General features: G+C 63.8%; 18 protein-coding genes. 17 read left to right on the top strand and 1 reads right to left on the bottom strand.

The window, feature by feature from the left end; all coding sequences use genetic code 11:
- Positions 1–18 precede the first annotated feature (18 nt).
- On the top strand, positions 19–1,419 hold the full coding sequence (locus LWF01_RS12960; RefSeq protein ID WP_349637788.1) for a C40 family peptidase: 1,401 nt from the start codon (positions 19–21) through the stop codon (positions 1,417–1,419).
- A gap of 203 nt (positions 1,420–1,622) precedes the next feature.
- Here LWF01_RS12960 and LWF01_RS12955 read toward each other — a convergent pair whose 3' ends face one another.
- Complete coding sequence (locus LWF01_RS12955) at positions 1,623–2,114, bottom strand: inorganic diphosphatase (protein WP_349637787.1); 492 nt, start codon at positions 2,112–2,114, stop codon at positions 1,623–1,625.
- A gap of 161 nt (positions 2,115–2,275) precedes the next feature.
- Here LWF01_RS12955 and dacB point away from each other — a divergent pair, with 161 nt between their 5' ends.
- The 16 genes from dacB (at position 2,276) to LWF01_RS12875 (ending at position 17,018) form a co-directional block, all read left to right on the top strand.
- A complete protein-coding gene (gene dacB, locus LWF01_RS12950) occupies positions 2,276–3,694 on the top strand; it encodes a D-alanyl-D-alanine carboxypeptidase/D-alanyl-D-alanine endopeptidase (RefSeq protein WP_349637786.1) in 1,419 nt (472 codons plus the stop codon).
- A 46-nt stretch (positions 3,695–3,740) separates the two neighbouring features.
- Positions 3,741–4,808, top strand: coding sequence for a zinc-dependent metalloprotease (locus LWF01_RS12945; RefSeq protein ID WP_349637785.1), 1,068 nt, complete (start codon positions 3,741–3,743; stop codon positions 4,806–4,808).
- Positions 4,809–5,843, top strand: coding sequence for a tRNA lysidine(34) synthetase TilS (gene tilS / locus LWF01_RS12940; protein WP_349637784.1), 1,035 nt, complete (start codon positions 4,809–4,811; stop codon positions 5,841–5,843).
- 38 nt (positions 5,844–5,881) lie between these two features.
- Positions 5,882–6,433, top strand: a complete 552-nt coding sequence (hpt, locus tag LWF01_RS12935) for a hypoxanthine phosphoribosyltransferase (RefSeq protein WP_349637783.1) — start codon at positions 5,882–5,884, stop codon at positions 6,431–6,433.
- 121 nt (positions 6,434–6,554) lie between these two features.
- Complete coding sequence (gene ftsH, locus LWF01_RS12930) at positions 6,555–8,615, top strand: ATP-dependent zinc metalloprotease FtsH (protein ID WP_349637782.1); 2,061 nt, start codon at positions 6,555–6,557, stop codon at positions 8,613–8,615.
- Entirely contained in the window at positions 8,602–9,204 is a 603-nt protein-coding gene (gene folE, locus LWF01_RS12925; RefSeq protein ID WP_349637781.1) for a GTP cyclohydrolase I FolE, read from the top strand. The genes ftsH and folE overlap by 14 nt, the downstream gene beginning before the upstream one ends.
- Before the next feature lie 75 nt (positions 9,205–9,279).
- On the top strand, positions 9,280–10,227 hold the full coding sequence (gene folP / locus LWF01_RS12920) for a dihydropteroate synthase (protein ID WP_349637780.1): 948 nt from the start codon (positions 9,280–9,282) through the stop codon (positions 10,225–10,227).
- A 2-nt stretch (positions 10,228–10,229) separates the two neighbouring features.
- A complete protein-coding gene (gene folB / locus LWF01_RS12915; RefSeq protein ID WP_349637779.1) occupies positions 10,230–10,592 on the top strand; it encodes a dihydroneopterin aldolase in 363 nt (120 codons plus the stop codon).
- Positions 10,593–10,602: 10 nt separating this feature from the next.
- Positions 10,603–11,187, top strand: coding sequence for a 2-amino-4-hydroxy-6-hydroxymethyldihydropteridine diphosphokinase (gene folK, locus LWF01_RS12910; protein WP_349637778.1), 585 nt, complete (start codon positions 10,603–10,605; stop codon positions 11,185–11,187).
- Positions 11,187–11,666, top strand: coding sequence for a DUF3180 domain-containing protein (locus LWF01_RS12905; RefSeq protein ID WP_349637777.1), 480 nt, complete (start codon positions 11,187–11,189; stop codon positions 11,664–11,666). The genes folK and LWF01_RS12905 overlap by 1 nt, the downstream gene beginning before the upstream one ends.
- Complete coding sequence (locus LWF01_RS12900; protein ID WP_349637776.1) at positions 11,659–12,159, top strand: PH domain-containing protein; 501 nt, start codon at positions 11,659–11,661, stop codon at positions 12,157–12,159. Before LWF01_RS12905 ends, LWF01_RS12900 begins: the two co-directional genes overlap by 8 nt.
- On the top strand, positions 12,156–13,832 hold the full coding sequence (locus LWF01_RS12895) for a PH domain-containing protein (protein ID WP_349637775.1): 1,677 nt from the start codon (positions 12,156–12,158) through the stop codon (positions 13,830–13,832). The genes LWF01_RS12900 and LWF01_RS12895 overlap by 4 nt, the downstream gene beginning before the upstream one ends.
- Positions 13,833–13,837: 5 nt before the next feature.
- Positions 13,838–14,749, top strand: a complete 912-nt coding sequence (locus LWF01_RS12890) for a Rossmann-like and DUF2520 domain-containing protein (RefSeq protein WP_349637774.1) — start codon at positions 13,838–13,840, stop codon at positions 14,747–14,749.
- A 9-nt stretch (positions 14,750–14,758) separates the two neighbouring features.
- A complete protein-coding gene (lysS, locus tag LWF01_RS12885; RefSeq protein ID WP_349637773.1) occupies positions 14,759–16,267 on the top strand; it encodes a lysine--tRNA ligase in 1,509 nt (502 codons plus the stop codon).
- 58 nt (positions 16,268–16,325) lie between these two features.
- Positions 16,326–16,523, top strand: a complete 198-nt coding sequence (locus LWF01_RS12880; RefSeq protein WP_349637772.1) for a hypothetical protein — start codon at positions 16,326–16,328, stop codon at positions 16,521–16,523.
- Positions 16,524–16,679: 156 nt separating this feature from the next.
- Positions 16,680–17,018 (top strand): histone-like nucleoid-structuring protein Lsr2, encoded by a 339-nt coding sequence (locus LWF01_RS12875; protein WP_349637771.1) that lies wholly within the window; start codon positions 16,680–16,682, stop codon positions 17,016–17,018.

Raw genomic sequence — 17,018 nt, 5'->3', positions numbered from 1 at the left:
ACCTGCAAGGAGTCCCCAATGCCGGCCTTCCCCCAAGGGTCATTGCGGCGAACCGCGGTGCCAACGGCGTTCCTCGCGATGCTGCTCAGCGCGATTCTCGTTCTGCCAGCACATGCCGAGCCGGATTACCCCTCGCAGGATGACGTCAATCAGTCCAAGAATGAGGCGAGCGACAAATCCAGTCAGATCGCCGACATCGAGGATCAACTGGCGCAGGCCAGCGCGGATCTGGAAGCGGCACGGGTGGCCGAGCAGGTTGCCGCAGAGGACTATGCGACCGCCAGCCAGCTGCTGGATGAGAAGAAGCAGGCCGTCGACAAAGCGGAAAAAGCGCTAGCCGAGGCGACTAAGAAGGCAGACGCAGCCAAGTCGGACGCCGGCAAGATTGCCGCCGATGCTTACCGGAACGGCGGAGCCAGTCCAGGCTTGAAAAGCCTGCTTAACCGGAAGGGCGCCACCGAGGCTCTAAACCGCTACGGCACGCTGCAGCGTCTCGGCGCGCAGAAGGACAAGGTCGTTGCGGCATCGGAAGCGGCGAGCAATAGCGCGAAGCAGCTTCAGAAGCAGGCAGACAAGGCCAGGGAAGAGCAGAAGGAAGCCACCGCGGCCAAGGAGGACGCGGCCCGGGCGGCCGCAGCTGCCAGCGCCGCCGCCGATGCGCAGGTCAGGACCACGGCATCGACACGCGAACGCCTGATTGGCGAGCTGGCGAAAATCAACGAGCGCACCGTCGACCTGGAGAAGGAGCACCAGGAAGGCGTGGAGGCTGAAAAGCAGCGCCAGGCCGAGGAAGCCGCGAAGGCGAAGGCCGAAGAGCGGGCCCGGCAGGAAGCTGAAGCCGAGGAAAAGGCGCAGCGAGAAAAAGAAGAGGCCGATCGACGAGCCCGCGAGGATCGCCAGCAGGAGGAGCAGCAGAAGCAGGAGCAGAGCGCCCCGAAGCAGGAACGGCCTAAGCAGGAGCACAGTGCCCCGAAGCAGGAGCGCCAGAAACAGGCACCGGAAAAGAAGCACCGGCAGAAGAGTAAGCCGAAGAGTAAGCCGAAGTCAGAGGGTGGCAGCTCGGCCTCGTCGAAGGCGATTTCGTTTGCCAAGAGCAAGCTCGGAACGCCGTATCTCTGGGGCGGCACCGGGCCGCGGTATGACTGCTCCGGATTGACCATGCGCTCCTGGGAGTCGGCTGGGGTGTCGATCCCGCGGAACTCAAGGGCCCAGTACCGCGGACTGAATCACGTCTCGATCAGCAATATTCGCAAGGGCGATCTGCTGTTCTACTCGAGCAACGGAACGGCATCCGGCATCCACCACGTGACGATGTACATCGGCGGCGGCAAGATGATCGAGGCCCCATACACGGGCGCTTCGGTGCGGATCGTCAGCGTGCGGTACAGCGGAGTGATGTCGCAGGCCGGCAGGCCGTAGCTCGCCGCGCTTCACCAAGGGCTTCCCCAAAAGACTTCCCCAAAAAGAAGCGGTGCGTTCCCCGAATCGGGGGACGCACCGCGCTTTACCGGTGACTTCGGCGAACCTGTTTGAAATCCGGATTGAGGCAGACGTCGCGGGCGGTGCCCGGCTCCCTTCGTGTGGAGGAGTGCCGGACGTCGCGCGACTTTAACCGATCAGCCTCAGTGGTCGGGGTTCTCCTGGTGGCGCTTCTGTGAGGCGAGCACCTCGGCCTCGGCTGCTTCGCGGCCTACCCAGTTCGACCCCTTGACGAACTTGCCGGGTTCCAGGTCCTTGTACCGCTCGAAAAAGTGCTGGATGGCGTCCAGTTCGAACTTGTCGACGTCCGAAATGTCCTGGAATCGCTCCCAACGAGGATCGCCCGCCGGAACCGCGAGCACCTTGTCATCGCCGCCTGCCTCGTCGGTCATCTGGAACATGCCGATCGGCCGCGCCTCGACAATTACGCCGGGGAAGACCGACTCGTCCAGCAGCACCAGCACGTCCAACGGGTCGCCGTCGAGTCCAAGGGTGTCCTCAATGTATCCGTAGTCCGCCGGATACTGCATCGAGGTGAAGAGGTAGCGGTCAAGGCGAATGCGCCCTGTCTTGTGATCTACCTCGTACTTGTTGCGCTGACCCTTGGGGATCTCGATGGTGGCGTCAAACTCCACGGTATTTCTCCAAAATCTTGTTCGTTGATGGCTAGCGAACCCGCAGCATCTTGCCTCATGCTCGCGGGCGGACGCAGGATGGGCGGTAATGCTGCACTAGTCTCGCTTATAGGGCACACCGCAAGCGGATGCGGTTCGAAGTTTAAGTGAAGGATGGGCATTTGGCGAAGAAGGCAGCGGCCGCCTGTGCCGCGATTGTGCTGGTTCTCGGTGGGTATGCCGCCGCAGACACGGCCGATCTCGTGCCGGGAGTGCTGACGACCAAGCCGCCTCGCGAGGCGCCGGCTCCATTTCCGGAGGCGCCGAACCTGGCGCTGGACAAAACCGGCGCGGTTCTGCCCGACGCATCGGCTGATGCCGGGGACGCGCAGCCGGATGGGGTCGCGAGCACCGTTGATCCGCTACTGAAGGACAAGGCGCTCGGCAAGAGCGTCGGGGTCGACATCAGGGACGGGCTGACCGGAGATGAGCTTTACTCGAAGGCTGCCGACGAAGGACACCTCCCGGCGTCTACCACTAAAGTCCTCACTGCCGCGGCGGCGCTGACAACGCTTGGCAGTGACCGGCAACTCACGACTCGCGTCGTCGCCGGACCGGGGTCGGACGAAATCACCGTGGTCGGCGGCGGGGACATGTTGCTGGGTCGCGGCGACTCCGACTCGGCAGCGGTCAATGGCCGCGCCGGCCTGGCCTCACTGGCGAAGGCCACGGCGGACGCTCTCAGGGAGGCCGGAACAACTGAGGTCGCGGTCCGGTTGGACGACACCCTCTATTCGGGTAAAGACGTCAGCGATGAATGGGCTGCCAACGATGTAGCCAACGGCGAGGTCGCGCCTATCTCGCCGCTGATGGTTGATTCCGGGAAGGAAAAGCCTGGGCAGCGCACGCCTCGGGCGAGCGCCCCAGCTGATTTCGCTGCCGGCATCTTCGTTGAGCAGCTGAAGAAGAATGGCATCAAGGCCGTCGGCAAGGTCGCTCGATCGGCTGCGCAAAGCGATGCTGAGCAGCTAGCGGAGGTCAAGTCCGCGTCCATTGGCGACATCGTCGAGTACATGTTGCTGCATTCCGACAACGTCGTCGCCGAGGGCCTGGGTCGGCTAGTCGCCGTGGACACCGGACGCTCGGGAAGCTTCCTCGACGCGGCCGATGCGGTGCAGAGTCAGGTGAAGGAAATCGGGGTCGACGTGGCCGGTGTCAGCCTGCACGACGTCTCGGGGCTGGCGCACAGCAACCGGATAACGGCACAAGCCCTGACCGGATTGCTCACCGTCGCCGCCCAGCAGAAGACCCCGGAACTCGATTCGCTGATTCCGAGCCTGCCGGTGGCGGGATTCAGCGGAACCCTCACCGACCGGTACGGGGATTCGGCGTCGAAGTACGGCGCGGGGCTTGTGCGGGCAAAAACCGGTTCGCTGACCGGAGTGTCGACGCTGGCGGGGGTGGTGACCGATAAGTCCGGTCGCCTACTGGTCTTCGCGGTGCTTGCCGACGATGTTCCCAAGGGTGGCAATGACAGCGCACGAAAGGCAATCGACGCGGTGACCGCGGCGCTCGCCGGGTGCGGTTGCGGGAGCGGTTAGCGTACGGTTGCCGTAATCCCTAGACGATCGAGGAGAAGTAGGATTCATGGACACTGAGCACGGCTCGCGGGTAGATGAACTCATTGACGTCGACTTCGCACTTCGCACGGCGATCGAGCTGTTGCCGGCTGGTCCGACCCTTACCGAACACGAGCGCTCCGAACATGTTGAAGGACTCCGTCAGGCGGCCCAGGTTTCCACCGGGCACGTCCAGCGGGTCACCGGACTCGACGTCAGCGCGGCTCTCGCGCACACCTCTACCCTGGTCGTGGACCGGCAGGGCTGGGCCAAGGCGAACGTGCAGTCATTCCGGGCAATGCTCGATGAATCGGTCACCGCTGCGCTGAACTCCAGGAAAGACGACCAGAAGATCTCGACGCTGTCCCGGCGCAGCACCGCGGCAGAACTGGGCGGCCTGTTGGCTTTCCTCGGCACCAGGGTACTCGGACAGTACGACCCGTTCGGCGCGCCGGAAGGACGCCTGCTGCTGGTGGCGCCCACAGTTGTCGCGGTCGGCAAATCACTGAATGTTGACGCGCATGACTTCCGGCTCTGGGTCTGTCTGCACGAAGAGACCCACCGGGTTCAGTTTGCGGCAGCACCCTGGCTCCGTGATTACCTGCAGGGTCATATCAATGAGCTGGGCACCGGGCTGCTTCGTGAGCAGGGAATCGTCGAGCGACTGAACCAGATGATGCGGCAGGTGCCGGAGGTGTTCGGCCCCACCGGTTCCAAACAGGCACTTGACCTGATCCAGACGCCCGAGCAACGCAGGCAGGTCGACAAGGTGACCGCGGTTATGAGCCTGCTGGAAGGGCATGCCGATGTGGTGATGGATGAGGTCGGCCCTCAGGTCATTCCTTCGGTGGCCAGCATCCGGCGGAAGTTCAACGAGCGAAGGCATAGCAGCAGCGGATTCGACCAGCTGATCAAGCGTCTGCTCGGACTCGAGGCCAAGATGCGGCAGTACCAGGAGGGTGCCCGGTTTGTCCGCGCGGTGCTGAAAGAGGTCGGCCATGAAGGGCTGAACCTGGTCTGGGAGAGCCCGGACAATCTGCCTGAGCTGGATGAAATCGCCGAACCGCGTAGGTGGCTGACCAGGGTCCAGGGCTAAATGTCCGAGCGCCGGCCGCGCCTCGATCCTGCCGTTGCCCGGATCCGTAATGAGGTGGTTGCCAGCCTCGGACTGCTCGATGCGCAATCCGGGCTGATCATCGTGGCCTGCAGCGGCGGGCCGGACTCGATGGCGCTGGCATCGGCAGCGGCGTTCGCCCTGCCCCGGCGCGGATTCGAGGTGTGTGCCGTGATCATCGACCACGGGCTGCAACCGCAATCGAGGGAGGTAGCCGACCGCACCGCGGCTCAGCTGCTCGATCGCGGCATTGCGGCGTCCGTGCGCAGCGTTGTCACCGAGGTAGGTGGTCAGGGGGTCGAGGACGCCGCACGCCAGGCGCGGTACGCGGCGCTCGCGGCGACGGCACAGGAAACCGGAGCCGTTGCGGTCATGCTCGGCCACACCCTCGACGATCAGGCAGAAACCGTGCTGCTCGGACTTGCTCGTGGCTCGGGCGCAAGGTCCCTGGCCGGGATGCGGGCCCGTCGCGGGCTCTTTGTCCGACCGTTGCTGGCGGTGCGCCGTGCCGAAACAGTTCGAAGCTGTGAAGCCGAAGGGCTCACTCCGTGGCATGACCCGATGAATGACGACCGGGCATATCTACGGGTCCGGGTGCGCCATGAGGTATTGCCCCTGCTCGAGCAGGAGCTGGGGCCCGGCGTCGCCGGCGCGCTTGCTCGGACCGCGAGCCAGCTCGCCGATGATTCGGCTCTGCTTGACGAGCAGGCCGACAGGCTGTTTCGTGACGCCGCGGTGCCCGGCACCCGGACGGAGACCGCCATGCTCGCGGCCACGCTGGCCGAGGCGCCGCCGGCGCTCAGACGCCGCGCGTTGCGCCTGGGAGTCCTCGCGGCCGGAGCGCCGGGGAGTGGACTGACGTTTGAGCACCTGGTTGCCACCGAGCGGCTGCTGGGAAAGTCGAACGCTCCGGCAGCGATATCGCTGCCCGGGGGGCTGGCGGCACGACGGCGCGGCAACCAGCTGGTTATCGGACGGGCTGACTGCACGGACCAAGGAATTGTGTGGCAACCTTGAACCAGTCGCAGCGCAAACTCTAGGGAGCAAGAATAACCGTGGACAGCCAGGATCTGGGAACCGACATCGAGCGAATCCTCGTCACCGAGGAGCAGATCGCTTCCCGGCTTCGGGAGCTTGCCGCGGACATCGACGCAGACTACGCCGGTAAGGACATCCTGGTCGTCGGCGTCCTTAAAGGAGCGGTCATGGTTATGGCCGATCTCGCTCGTGCGCTGCACTCCCACGTGACGATGGACTGGATGGCGGTGTCGTCTTACGGATCGGGAACCCAGTCATCGGGCGTGGTGCGAATTCTGAAAGACCTTGACGCCGACCTGACCGACCGGCATGTCTTGATCGTCGAGGACATCATCGACTCAGGGCTCACCCTGTCCTGGCTGATCGCAAACCTCAACTCGCGCGGCCCGGCATCCGTCGAGGTCTGCACGCTGCTGCGCAAGCCGGAAGCCGCCAAGGTCGACATCGATGTGAAGTACGTTGGATTTGACGTGCCGAATGAGTTCGTCGTCGGGTACGGGCTCGACTACTCCGAGAAATACCGCAACGTGCCGTTCGTCGCCACGTTGGCGCCACACGTTTACAGCTAGAGGTACTTAGGCTTTCCGGCCGAGGAACTGCGTGGAACCATAGCCTGGTCCGGCGCGTTGTTTCTGGTGGCCGAGCAGTATCAGGCATAAAGAGAGAGGGCGGGGCACCAAGCCCCGATTGATGGACGTTAAGCGTATTTTCCGAGGGCCAATAGCCTGGATCGTTCTTGCCCTGATCGCGGTGACGATCGGCGCATCCGTGCTTTCCGGCCAGGGTTTCCAGGCAGTCGACACCAATGTGGGTCTCAAGCTGCTTGCCGACGGCAAGGTGGATCAGGCCAAGATCATCGATGGCGACCAGCGCGTCGACCTGACCCTGAAGGCGGACTACGAGGACAAGGGCGAGCGGGTCCAGTTCTTCTATGTGGCGCCTCGCGGCGACGAGGTCGTCAAGGCGGTCACCGATGCCGCCCCCGACAAGGGCTTCACCGATGAAGTGCCCAAACAGTCCTGGCTGACCACCCTGCTGCTCAACCTGCTGCCTTTCGTGATCATCCTCGCCCTGTTCTGGTTCTTCCTTTCCCAGATGCAGGGCGGCGGCTCGAAGATCATGCAGTTCGGCAAGTCCAAGGCCAAGCTGGTGTCGAAAGAGACGCCGAAGGTGAACTTCGCCGATGTGGCCGGTGTGGATGAGGCGGTCGAGGAGCTGCAGGAGATCAAGGAGTTCCTGGCCGAGCCGGCGAAATTCCAGGCTGTTGGCGCCAAGATCCCTAAGGGCGTCCTGCTGTACGGCCAACCCGGCACCGGAAAGACGCTGCTGGCCCGCGCGGTTGCCGGCGAAGCCAATGTCCCGTTCTATTCGATCTCCGGTTCCGATTTCGTCGAGATGTATGTCGGCGTGGGAGCCTCGCGGGTTCGTGACCTCTTCGAGCAGGCCAAACAGAACGCGCCATGCATTATATTCATCGACGAGATAGACGCCGTCGGCCGCCAGCGCGGTGCGGGGATGGGCGGCGGACACGACGAGCGTGAACAGACCCTGAACCAGCTGCTGGTCGAGATGGACGGCTTCGACGTCAAGACAAACATCATCCTGATCGCGGCGACCAACCGCCCGGACGTGCTGGACCCTGCGTTGCTGCGCCCGGGCCGCTTCGATCGGCAGATCTCGGTCGATGCTCCCGATATCAAGGGACGCGAGCACATCCTTGACGTGCACGCCAAGGGTAAGCCGATGGCTGCCGACGTCGATCTCAAGACCGTCGCCAAGCGCACGCCGGGTTTCTCCGGTGCCGATCTTGCCAACGTGCTGAACGAGGCCGCACTGCTCACAGCACGTTCCAACGCGCAGATCATCGACAACCGCGCACTCGATGAAGCGATCGACCGGGTTATTGCCGGACCGCAAAAGCGCACCCGGCTGATGAACGAAAAGGAACGCAAGATCACCGCCTACCACGAGGGCGGCCACGCCCTGGTTGCGGCTGCGATGCGGCACACCGATCCGGTGACGAAGGTGACCATCCTGCCGCGTGGGCGTGCGCTCGGTTACACCATGGTGATGCCCAGCGAGGACAAATATTCGACGACCCGCAACGAGCTGCTCGATCAGCTGGCCTATGCCCTCGGCGGCCGTGTCGCAGAGGAGCTCGTTTTCCACGACCCGACCACCGGAGCGGCCAACGACATCGAGAAGGCCACGTCGACCGCCCGGAAGATGGTTACCCAATACGGCATGAGCGACAAGGTCGGCATGGTCAAGCTCGGCTCCGACGGAAGTGATCCTTTCGTGGGACGCGAGGCTGGACACGCGGCCGACCATTCGGAGAAGGTCTCAGCGATTATCGATGAAGAGGTTCGGCTGCTGATCGAAGAAGCGCATGACGAGGCGTGGGATGTGCTCGTGGAGTACCGCGAGGTTCTTGACACGCTTGCGCTTGAACTGCTTGAACGGGAGACACTTAACCAGTCCGAGCTGAGCGAGGTCTTCACCCCGGTGGTTAAGCGCGACCTCCGTCCGGTCTGGCTCTCCAGCGATGACCGACCCGTATCGGACAAGCCGCCGGTCACTTCACCGAAGGAACTGGCGGAAGCCGCCGCCCGCGCCAGCAATGGGCACGCCAGACCGATGGCTCCGCAGGACGAGGCTGCGGCCGCCGGCCCTGACGAAGACCCGCAACATCCGCCACAGCAGATCGCTCCGGCTGGTGACCGGAAACTGTCCACAGATGAAGAAAACTGACGTGGCGGAATTTCCCGGGAAAGTGGCCGTTGATTCTGGCCGAATCGAGAACGCCGTCCGTGAAATTCTGATCGCAATCGGTGAAGACCCCGATCGCGAGGGCCTGATCGACACCCCGGCCAGGGTTGCCCGTGCCTACGCGGAAACCTTCGCCGGCCTGCACGAAGACCCGGCCGAGGTGCTTTCAGCGAACTTCGATATCGGCCACGATGAAATGATCCTGGTCCGAGATATTGCCGTGTACTCCACCTGCGAGCATCATCTGGTTCCTTTCCACGGCGTGGCGCACGTCGGCTACATCCCCGGAGCGAACGGCCGGGTGACTGGTTTGAGCAAGCTCGCGCGGCTCGTCGAGGTATACGCCCGGCGCCCACAGGTTCAGGAACGGATGACGACGCAGATCGCCGACGCGCTGATGACCGGCCTCGAGCCACGTGGCGCCATTGTCGTGATCGAATGCGAACACCTGTGCATGTCCATGCGCGGCATCCGTAAGCCGGGTGCCCGGACGATAACCTCCGCGGTCCGCGGGCAACTGCGCGAAGGGACGAGCCGGGCCGAGGCGATGAGCCTCATCATTGGCAGGTAAATGCGCATTGTCCTGCGGATCGAAGATTCGACTCTGCCGGAGCGCATCGCCGCGCCGACCCCTTAGGCTGGGGGAGTGATTTCGATCCCTGTGCAGCGGACCCGGATTATGGGCGTTGTAAATGTCACTCCCGATTCATTTAGCGATGGCGGTCGCTTCTTCGACCATGACCTGGCGATCCGGCACGGCCTGGCCTTGCTGGCCGACGGCGCCGACATAATCGACGTCGGCGGCGAATCGACCCGGCCTGGTTCGGCGAGGGTCAGTGGCGAGGAGGAACAACGGCGCGTGCTGCCGGTGATAGAGGCACTTGTCGCCGAGGGCGCCACCGTCAGCGTCGACACAACCCGGGTCGATATTGCCCGGCTGGCGCTAGGGGCGGGCGCCCATATCCTCAATGACGTCAGCGGCGCGAAATCCGAACCGGCGATGGCGGCCCTGGCAGCCGAGGCGGACGTTCCGCTGATCGTGATGCACTGGCGCGAGGCCAGCGCGACGATGCAGGGCAGTGCTGTCTATGACGACGTCGTCCGGGATGTGGTGGACGAACTTCGCGCGCAGCTCGACGTCGTACGCGAAGCCGGCGTAAGCGACGACAAGATCATCGTCGATCCGGGCCTCGGTTTTTCCAAGACTGGTGAGCACAACTGGTCGTTGCTCGCTGGGCTCGATTCATTACAGGCACTTGGTTTTCCGGTCCTGGTTGCGGCGTCGCGAAAGCGCTTCCTGAGCACGCTGGTTGGCGGTGTTCTGCCGGAGGTCGTCGAACCGGGCCAGCCGGCCGGGCCTTCGGAAACTGAGCCGATAGTTTCGCCATCGCTGGCGGACCGGGATGCGGCAACGGCGGCGGTTACCGCGCTGGCCGCCCGGGCCGGAGCCTGGTGTGTTCGGGTCCACGATGCCCGCGGTTCGCGAATTGCTGTCGAGGTCGCGCGTGCCTGGAATGAGGCAACGCTGCCTGCCGTCGGTATCGCCGAGCCCCTGCCGGGCATCGCCGAGCCGCATGGAACAAGAGGAACCTGACCGTGGACCGGATCACGCTCAAGGGACTTTCCGTGTACGGCTATCACGGGGTGTACGATTTCGAACGCCGCAAGGGTCAGATATTCGTCGTGGATGTCGTGCTGGACCTTGATCTGTCGGCCGCCGCCGAAAGCGATGACGTCCGCGACACCGTGCACTACGGGGAACTGGCCGAAGAGATCGCCCGAATCGTCGAGGGAGAACCGGTAAGTTTGCTGGAGAAGCTTGGCGCACGCATCGTCACGGCCTGCCTGCGCCATGAGATGGTGAAGGCAGCAGAAGTCACCGTACACAAGCCCCAGGCGCCGATCGACAGGGAGTTTGCCGACGTGAGCGTCGCGATCCGGCGGAGTTCACCGCGATGAGGTTCCCCCGATGAGCTCAGCGAAGGCGGCCGTTGATGTCGCCGCCTCGACTGGTAAGCCGAAGAAGAAGTCGTCGAAGAAGAAGGGCAAGCCAGTGCATGCCGTACTGTCAATTGGCGCCAACCTCGGCGACCGCGAGGCTACTCTGCAACGAGCCGTCGATGATCTGAACGGGCTGCCCAAGCTTGCTGTCACAAAGGTCTCGCCCGTGTTCGAGACGGAGCCGGTGGGCGGGCCGGAGCAGCCTGCATACCTCAACGCCGTGCTGATCTGCGAAACCTCCCTGAGCGCGAAGAACCTGTTGGCCGCGATTCACACGATCGAGGCAAGTCATGGCCGGGTGCGCATCGAACGCTGGGGCCCGCGCACGCTCGACATCGACATCATCGATTTCGGCGGCAGGCTGCATGCCGACAGCACCCTGACCCTGCCGCACCCGCGCGCAAGCGAGCGGGCCTTTGTGCTTGAGCCATGGCGCCGGATCGAACCGGATGCCGTCCTGCCCGGATCCGGCCAGGTCGCCCGGCTCGCGGAAGAAGCCGCAGAGACAGGCACCGTTTACCTGCGTGCGGACATCGAACTCGGAATCAGTTAATGCAGGCAACGAAGTTCCGTAATCTCCTGCTCGGCGCCCTGGTCGGCGCAGTCATCGGGTTCGTGGTCTTCCGGATACTGGAAGCAGCCGGCAGCCAGCTGCCGGGACTTCCTGTTGTGGCCATTGTCGGGATGGTCGTCCTCGGTCTGGCGCTCCTGGTCTTCGGCTGGCCGGTGCGCCGCTGGACCTCGGGCGACCGCGACAAGCCGCTGGACCCGCTCAGGGCTGCGCGCACGCTCGTGATGGCGAAAGCAGCGAGCGGCGCAGGGTCGCTTATCGCCGGCTGGTACGCCGGATCCACGGCCTACCTGCTCTTCGCGGTCGGCACCGCGGCGAGGCGGGAGCAGGGTCTGCAAATGCTGATCGCGGTGCTGGCAGCCGTGTTCCTGGTGACAACCGGATTGGTGGTCGAGCGGTTCTGTCAGTTGCCACCTGACGACAACGACAACGACAAAGAAGGTGCTCAGGACAGTGTCTAAGTCTCTGGTCGATGACCCGCTGAGCCCGCCGGGTCTGCGGTGGGTGACAGTCTCGCCTGCATTGATAAAGGTGCGGCTCATCTTCGCGCTGATCTGGTGCGGAATTCCATTGATTGCGGCAATCGTGCTGGCGATTCTGCTCCAGTTCTGGCTGTTCTGGGCCTTGGCCGGTGCCGCCCTGCTGCTCCTGGGCTGGCTGTGCTGGATCATCCCCAGGCAGGTTCGGGCGCTGAAGTACGCCGAGCGCGACGACGACCTGCTGATAGCCCGTGGTGTGATGTTCCGCTCCCTCGTCGTCGTGCCCTATGGCCGGATGCAGTACGTCGACATGTCCGCCGGACCGGTGGAGCGGTCGGTCGGAATCTCAACCGTCAAGCTGCACACAGCATCGGCTAGCACCGACGCGACGATTCCGGGGCTGCCAGCCGACGAGGCCGCGCGGCTGCGCGAACAGCTCGCCTCCCGCGGCGAAGCAAGGCTCGCGGGGCTGTGAACCAGCAGCATCCGAACCCTCCCGGCGCCGATGCCCTGCCGGGTAATACCGGCGGCTCGGGCGACGCAGTCGTGCAGGCCGGTGGGCCGGATGACGCAGCCGCGCAGCCCGGTGGCCCGGATGACGCAGCCGCGCAGCCCGGTGGCCCGGGCGAACCTGCCTGGCGCAAGGTGCATAAAGCGACTCCGTTCGTCCGCGGCTGGCTGATCCTGGTCGCCATCGTCGGCATCAGCATCCGCCAGCTGCTGGAAAGCGGCGGGAATGGCGGCGCATCTGGCCTGCGCTGGATTCAGGAATCGGGCTATGCCTGGCTGCCGTTCGCGCTTGCCGGTGGTGTTTTGCTGTGCGTTCTGATCATCGTCGCGTTCATGTATCTCTCCTGGCGCTTCACCCGATATCGCGTGCTGCCCGAAGCGGTGATCGTGGAGCGCGGGATCTTCTTCCGGCAGCACAGGCAGGCGCGATTGGACCGGGTCCAGGCGATTGACGTCGTCCAGCCGCTTGTGGCGAGAATCCTCGGCCTGGCCCAGCTGAAGTTCAACGTGGCAGGAGGCAGCGAAGCATCGATCGACCTTTCGTTCCTCACGCTCAAGGATGCACAGCGGCTTCGCGCCGCGCTTCTGGCCGGCGCGGCCGGGATCGAGGTCGCAGCCGGCGAAGACGCGCCGGAGGCCCCCGAGGCGCACCTGCTTGCCATCGGCCCGGGAAAGATACTCGGCTCGCTATTACTGACCTTCTGGGGCCTTGTCGTTCCCCTCGCGGTGGCTGCGCTGATCGTGTTGGCGATCGTATTTGGGCGTCCCGAAATTCTGACCGCCGCTATTCCCGGCATCCTTGGTGGAATCGCTGCCTTGTGGAAGCGATTCGCGACGGAATCCAACTTCCGGATCGCTGACTCTCCTGACGGCATCAGAGTTCATAGCGGACTTCTCGAAACCACCGCGCACACAGTGCCCCCCGGACGGATCCAGGCCGTGGGCATCTACCAGCCGCTACTCTGGCGAATTCCGGGCTGGTGGCGGATCAGCGTGAATATCGCCGCGACCGGCGACAGTAGCGAGTCCGCAAAGAATGCCATGCTCCCGGTTGGGAATCGGAGCGATCTGCTGTCCGTCCTGGCCCTTGTGCTTCCCGAGCCAGGCGTGACGGATCCGCTTGGCCTGGTCGATGCCGCGCTGACCGGGCGACGTGCGGATGGCGGGTTCGAAGCCGTGCCACGGCGAGCGCGCTGGGTTGATCCTTTCGCCTGGAAACGCCAGGCATTCTGTGTCACAGAGACCGCCGTGGTGGTCCGACGTGGCTGGATCAACCGGATCGTGGATTTCGTGCCCCATGCGAGAACCCAGTCGATCCGGTTGTCGCAGGGCCCGCTGCAGCGCAGACTCGGGCTGGCCTCCGTGGCGCTGCACACAACTGCCGGTCCGGTCTCTCCGCAGATTCCGCACCTGGCGCGGCCGGAGGCAGTACGGTTCCTCCAGCAACAGTCGATTCGCGGGCACCGGGCTCGGAAGACCCTCGGGCCCGAACTCTGGATGCGCAAGGCGGGAGAGGCCGGTCGCAGCGGAGCTGGCTCGTCCGCTGAGGCCGCCGAGTCGCTGGAAGCACCAGTCGCTCCGGCGGCGACCGCCAGGCCGCCGCAACCGCCGGACCAGCCGCCAGCGCCAGTACAGTGACTTCCATGTCTTCAGCAACTTCACGACCGGGACGTCTCGGCGTCGGCATCGTCGGAGCAGGGCGGGTCGGCGCCGTGATCGGAAATGCCCTGCGCGCCGCCGGCCATGCAGTTGTCGGTGCCACGGCTACTTCGGATGCCAGCGTCGAGCGGGTTGAAAACCTGCTGCCAGGGGTACCGATCCTGGACATTCCGACAGTGATCGAGCGGTCCGAGCTTGTTCTGCTGACAGTTCCCGACGATGCCTTGCCAGAACTCGTCGAGGGCCTGGCCACGGCAGGCTGCTGGCAGCAGGGTCAATTGGTAGCGCACTGTGCCGGACGATACGGCGTTGAAGTGCTTCGGCCCGTGCTGGGCTTTGGTGCGATACCGCTGGCGATCCACCCTGTGATGTCCTTCACCGGTACGAGCATCGATGTGGCCCGTTTGTCGCAGGCGGTGTTCGGGGTCACTGCGGCGGCCCCGGTGCTTCCGGTCGCCCAGGCGCTCGTCGTTGAAATGGGCGCCGAGCCGATCGTGATCGCAGAGGCAGACCGGCCGGCCTATCACGCTGCGGTCGCGCATGCGTCAAATCACACCGTCACGGTCATCGCTCAGGCCAGTGAGATGCTCGAAGCGATCGGCATCGAGGATCCGGGCCAGGTACTAGCCGCCCTGGTGCGGGCCAGCGCCGACAACGCACTCGAAAAGGGGCAGGCCGCGCTGACCGGACCGGTATCCCGCGGAGATGTGGAAACAGTCAGGGCTCACCTCGAGGCGCTGACCGAGCACGCCCGTGCGACAGGTAACGAAGAGCTGCTCATCACATACGCCCTGATGTCGCGTGCCACCACGGAGCGGGCACTGGCCGCGGGCATGATTGGGCAGGAAACCGGTCGTAAGCTGCTCGGAATACTCGGATCCGTGCCGGGACGGTAGCCTCGTAACATGCCTTCAGATCCTTCTTCCGAACATGCCAGCACCGAGCTTCCCGAGCAGCTAAGAATCCGCCGCGAGAAGCGTGACAGGTTGCTCGAAAGCGGTCAGGACGCCTACCCGGTCGGGGTTGCGCGCACCCATAGCCTGGTCCAGGTCCGTGCGAACTATCCGGACCTGGAGCCCGGCGAAGAGACGAGCGACGTCGTCGGTGTGACCGGCCGGGTTGTTTTCGTGCGAAACACCGGAAAGCTGTGCTTCGTCACCCTGCAGGAAGGCGACGGTACCCGTCTGCAAGGGATGCTGAGCCTCAAGAACATCGGCGAAGACCGGCTGCAGGCCTGGAAGGACGACATCGATCTCGGCGATCACGTGTTTATCCGCGGCACCGTCATAGCCTCGAAGCGCGGTGAGCTGTCGGTGCTCGCCGATGAATGGCAATTGGCCGCGAAGGCGCTACGTCCATTGCCAACCATGCACAGCGAGCTGTCGGAAGAGTCACGCGTCAGGCGCCGCTACGTGGACCTTATTGTTCGGGATGAGGCGCGCAGCGTGGTATTTACCCGGGCCGCCGTGATGCGCAGCCTGCGCCGCACCTTCGAGGAGCGGGAGTTTACCGAGGTCGAGACGCCGATGCTGCAGACCCTGCACGGTGGTGCGAATGCCCGGCCGTTCAGCACACATATGAATGCCTTCGATATCGATCTGTTCCTGCGGATCGCGCCGGAACTGTTCCTGAAGCGTGCGGTGGTCGGCGGCATCGAGAAGGTATTCGAGATCAACCGGAATTTTCGTAACGAGGGTGCTGACTCGACGCACTCACCGGAATTCGCAATGCTCGAGGCCTACGAGGCATACGGCGATTACAACTCGATCGCCGCGCTAACCAAGGATCTGATCCAGACCGCCGCAATTTCGGCGCTCGGCACCACCACCGTAATACTGCCCGATGGCAGCAATTATGAATTGGGCGGGGAATGGAAGACCCTGCGGATGTACGACTCGCTTTCCGAGGCTGCAGGTGTCGATGTCACCCCCGCGACATCGGTCGATGAACTGGTGCGGCTGGCCGGCAAGCACGATATGCCTCTGGATGGAATACTGCGCAGCCACGGAAAGCTCGTGGAGGAACTCTGGGAGCACCTGGTGGCGGACCAGCTATGGGAGCCGACGTTTGTGATGGATTTCCCGGTCGAAACCTCCCCTCTTGTCCGGGACCACCGGACAAAGGAAGGAGTGGTGGAGAAATGGGATCTCTATGTTCGCGGTTTTGAACTGGCGACCGGATACTCCGAACTTGTCGACCCGGTGATTCAACGAGCGCGATTCCACGCCCAGGCGAAGGACATGGCAGCAGGCGATGCCGAGGCGATGCGCCTCGATGAGGATTTTCTGACCGCAATGGAACATGGCATGCCGCCGAGTGGCGGAATGGGCATGGGTATCGATCGGTTGCTGATGGCCATGACCGGACTCGGCATCAGGGAGACTATCCTGTTCCCGCTGGTCAAGCCGGAGTAGCCGGCCCCGCCGGTTCGCTTTTTGTCAAAGAGCGGCCCGGCGGCGTTAGACTGATGCCGTGGAATATTTCGCCGTTCTAGCTCCCTCCGCCGGTGTGGGCCTCATCTTTTTCTGGGTGATGCGCTCGATCATGCAGGCTGATCGCCGTGAGCGGGCGGAAACCGACCGTTTCTACGCGGCACAGGCTGCGGACAGGGCAAGCGCCCCGGTTTCGGAAAGTCCTGAGCAGTCGGCTCGGCCAGGCAAAAGCGATTAATCGGTCTCGAACAAGCTGTTAGTTTGCCGATAAAAACTGATAACGGTTTTTATTCTGTATACATCGGGATTAGTCTGGTTGGAAGAACTTCGTTATGCACGCGCATAGCTCTACTTCCAAAATCGTTTTCATGCCTCATGAGGGGGAGTGCCTGTTATGGCTCAGAAAGTGCAAGTTATTTTGATCGACGATGTCGACGGAGGCGAAGCCACCGAGACCGTTCGATTTGCGCTTGATCGCTCCAGCTACGAAATTGACCTTTCGTCCAAGCATGCCAAAGAGCTTCGCGACTCGTTGCGGCAATGGGTCTCCAGTGCCCGCCGCGTATCGGCGGACAAGCCGGTGGGTCGACGCCGGGGTGCCGCCACCACTACGGCGCGGAAGGAGACCGCCGAGATTCGGGACTGGGCCAGGAGCAATGGTTACGAGGTCGGCGATCGTGGCCGCATCCCCACCGAGGTCGTCGACGCGTTCCGGGCTGCGAAGGGCAGCTGA

The organism is Saxibacter everestensis, assembly GCF_025787225.1.
GTDB classification, from domain to species: domain Bacteria; phylum Actinomycetota; class Actinomycetes; order Actinomycetales; family Brevibacteriaceae; genus Saxibacter; species Saxibacter everestensis.
The sequence above is the reverse complement of the archived record's forward strand: the minus strand, read 5'-3'. Positions and strand labels throughout refer to the sequence as shown.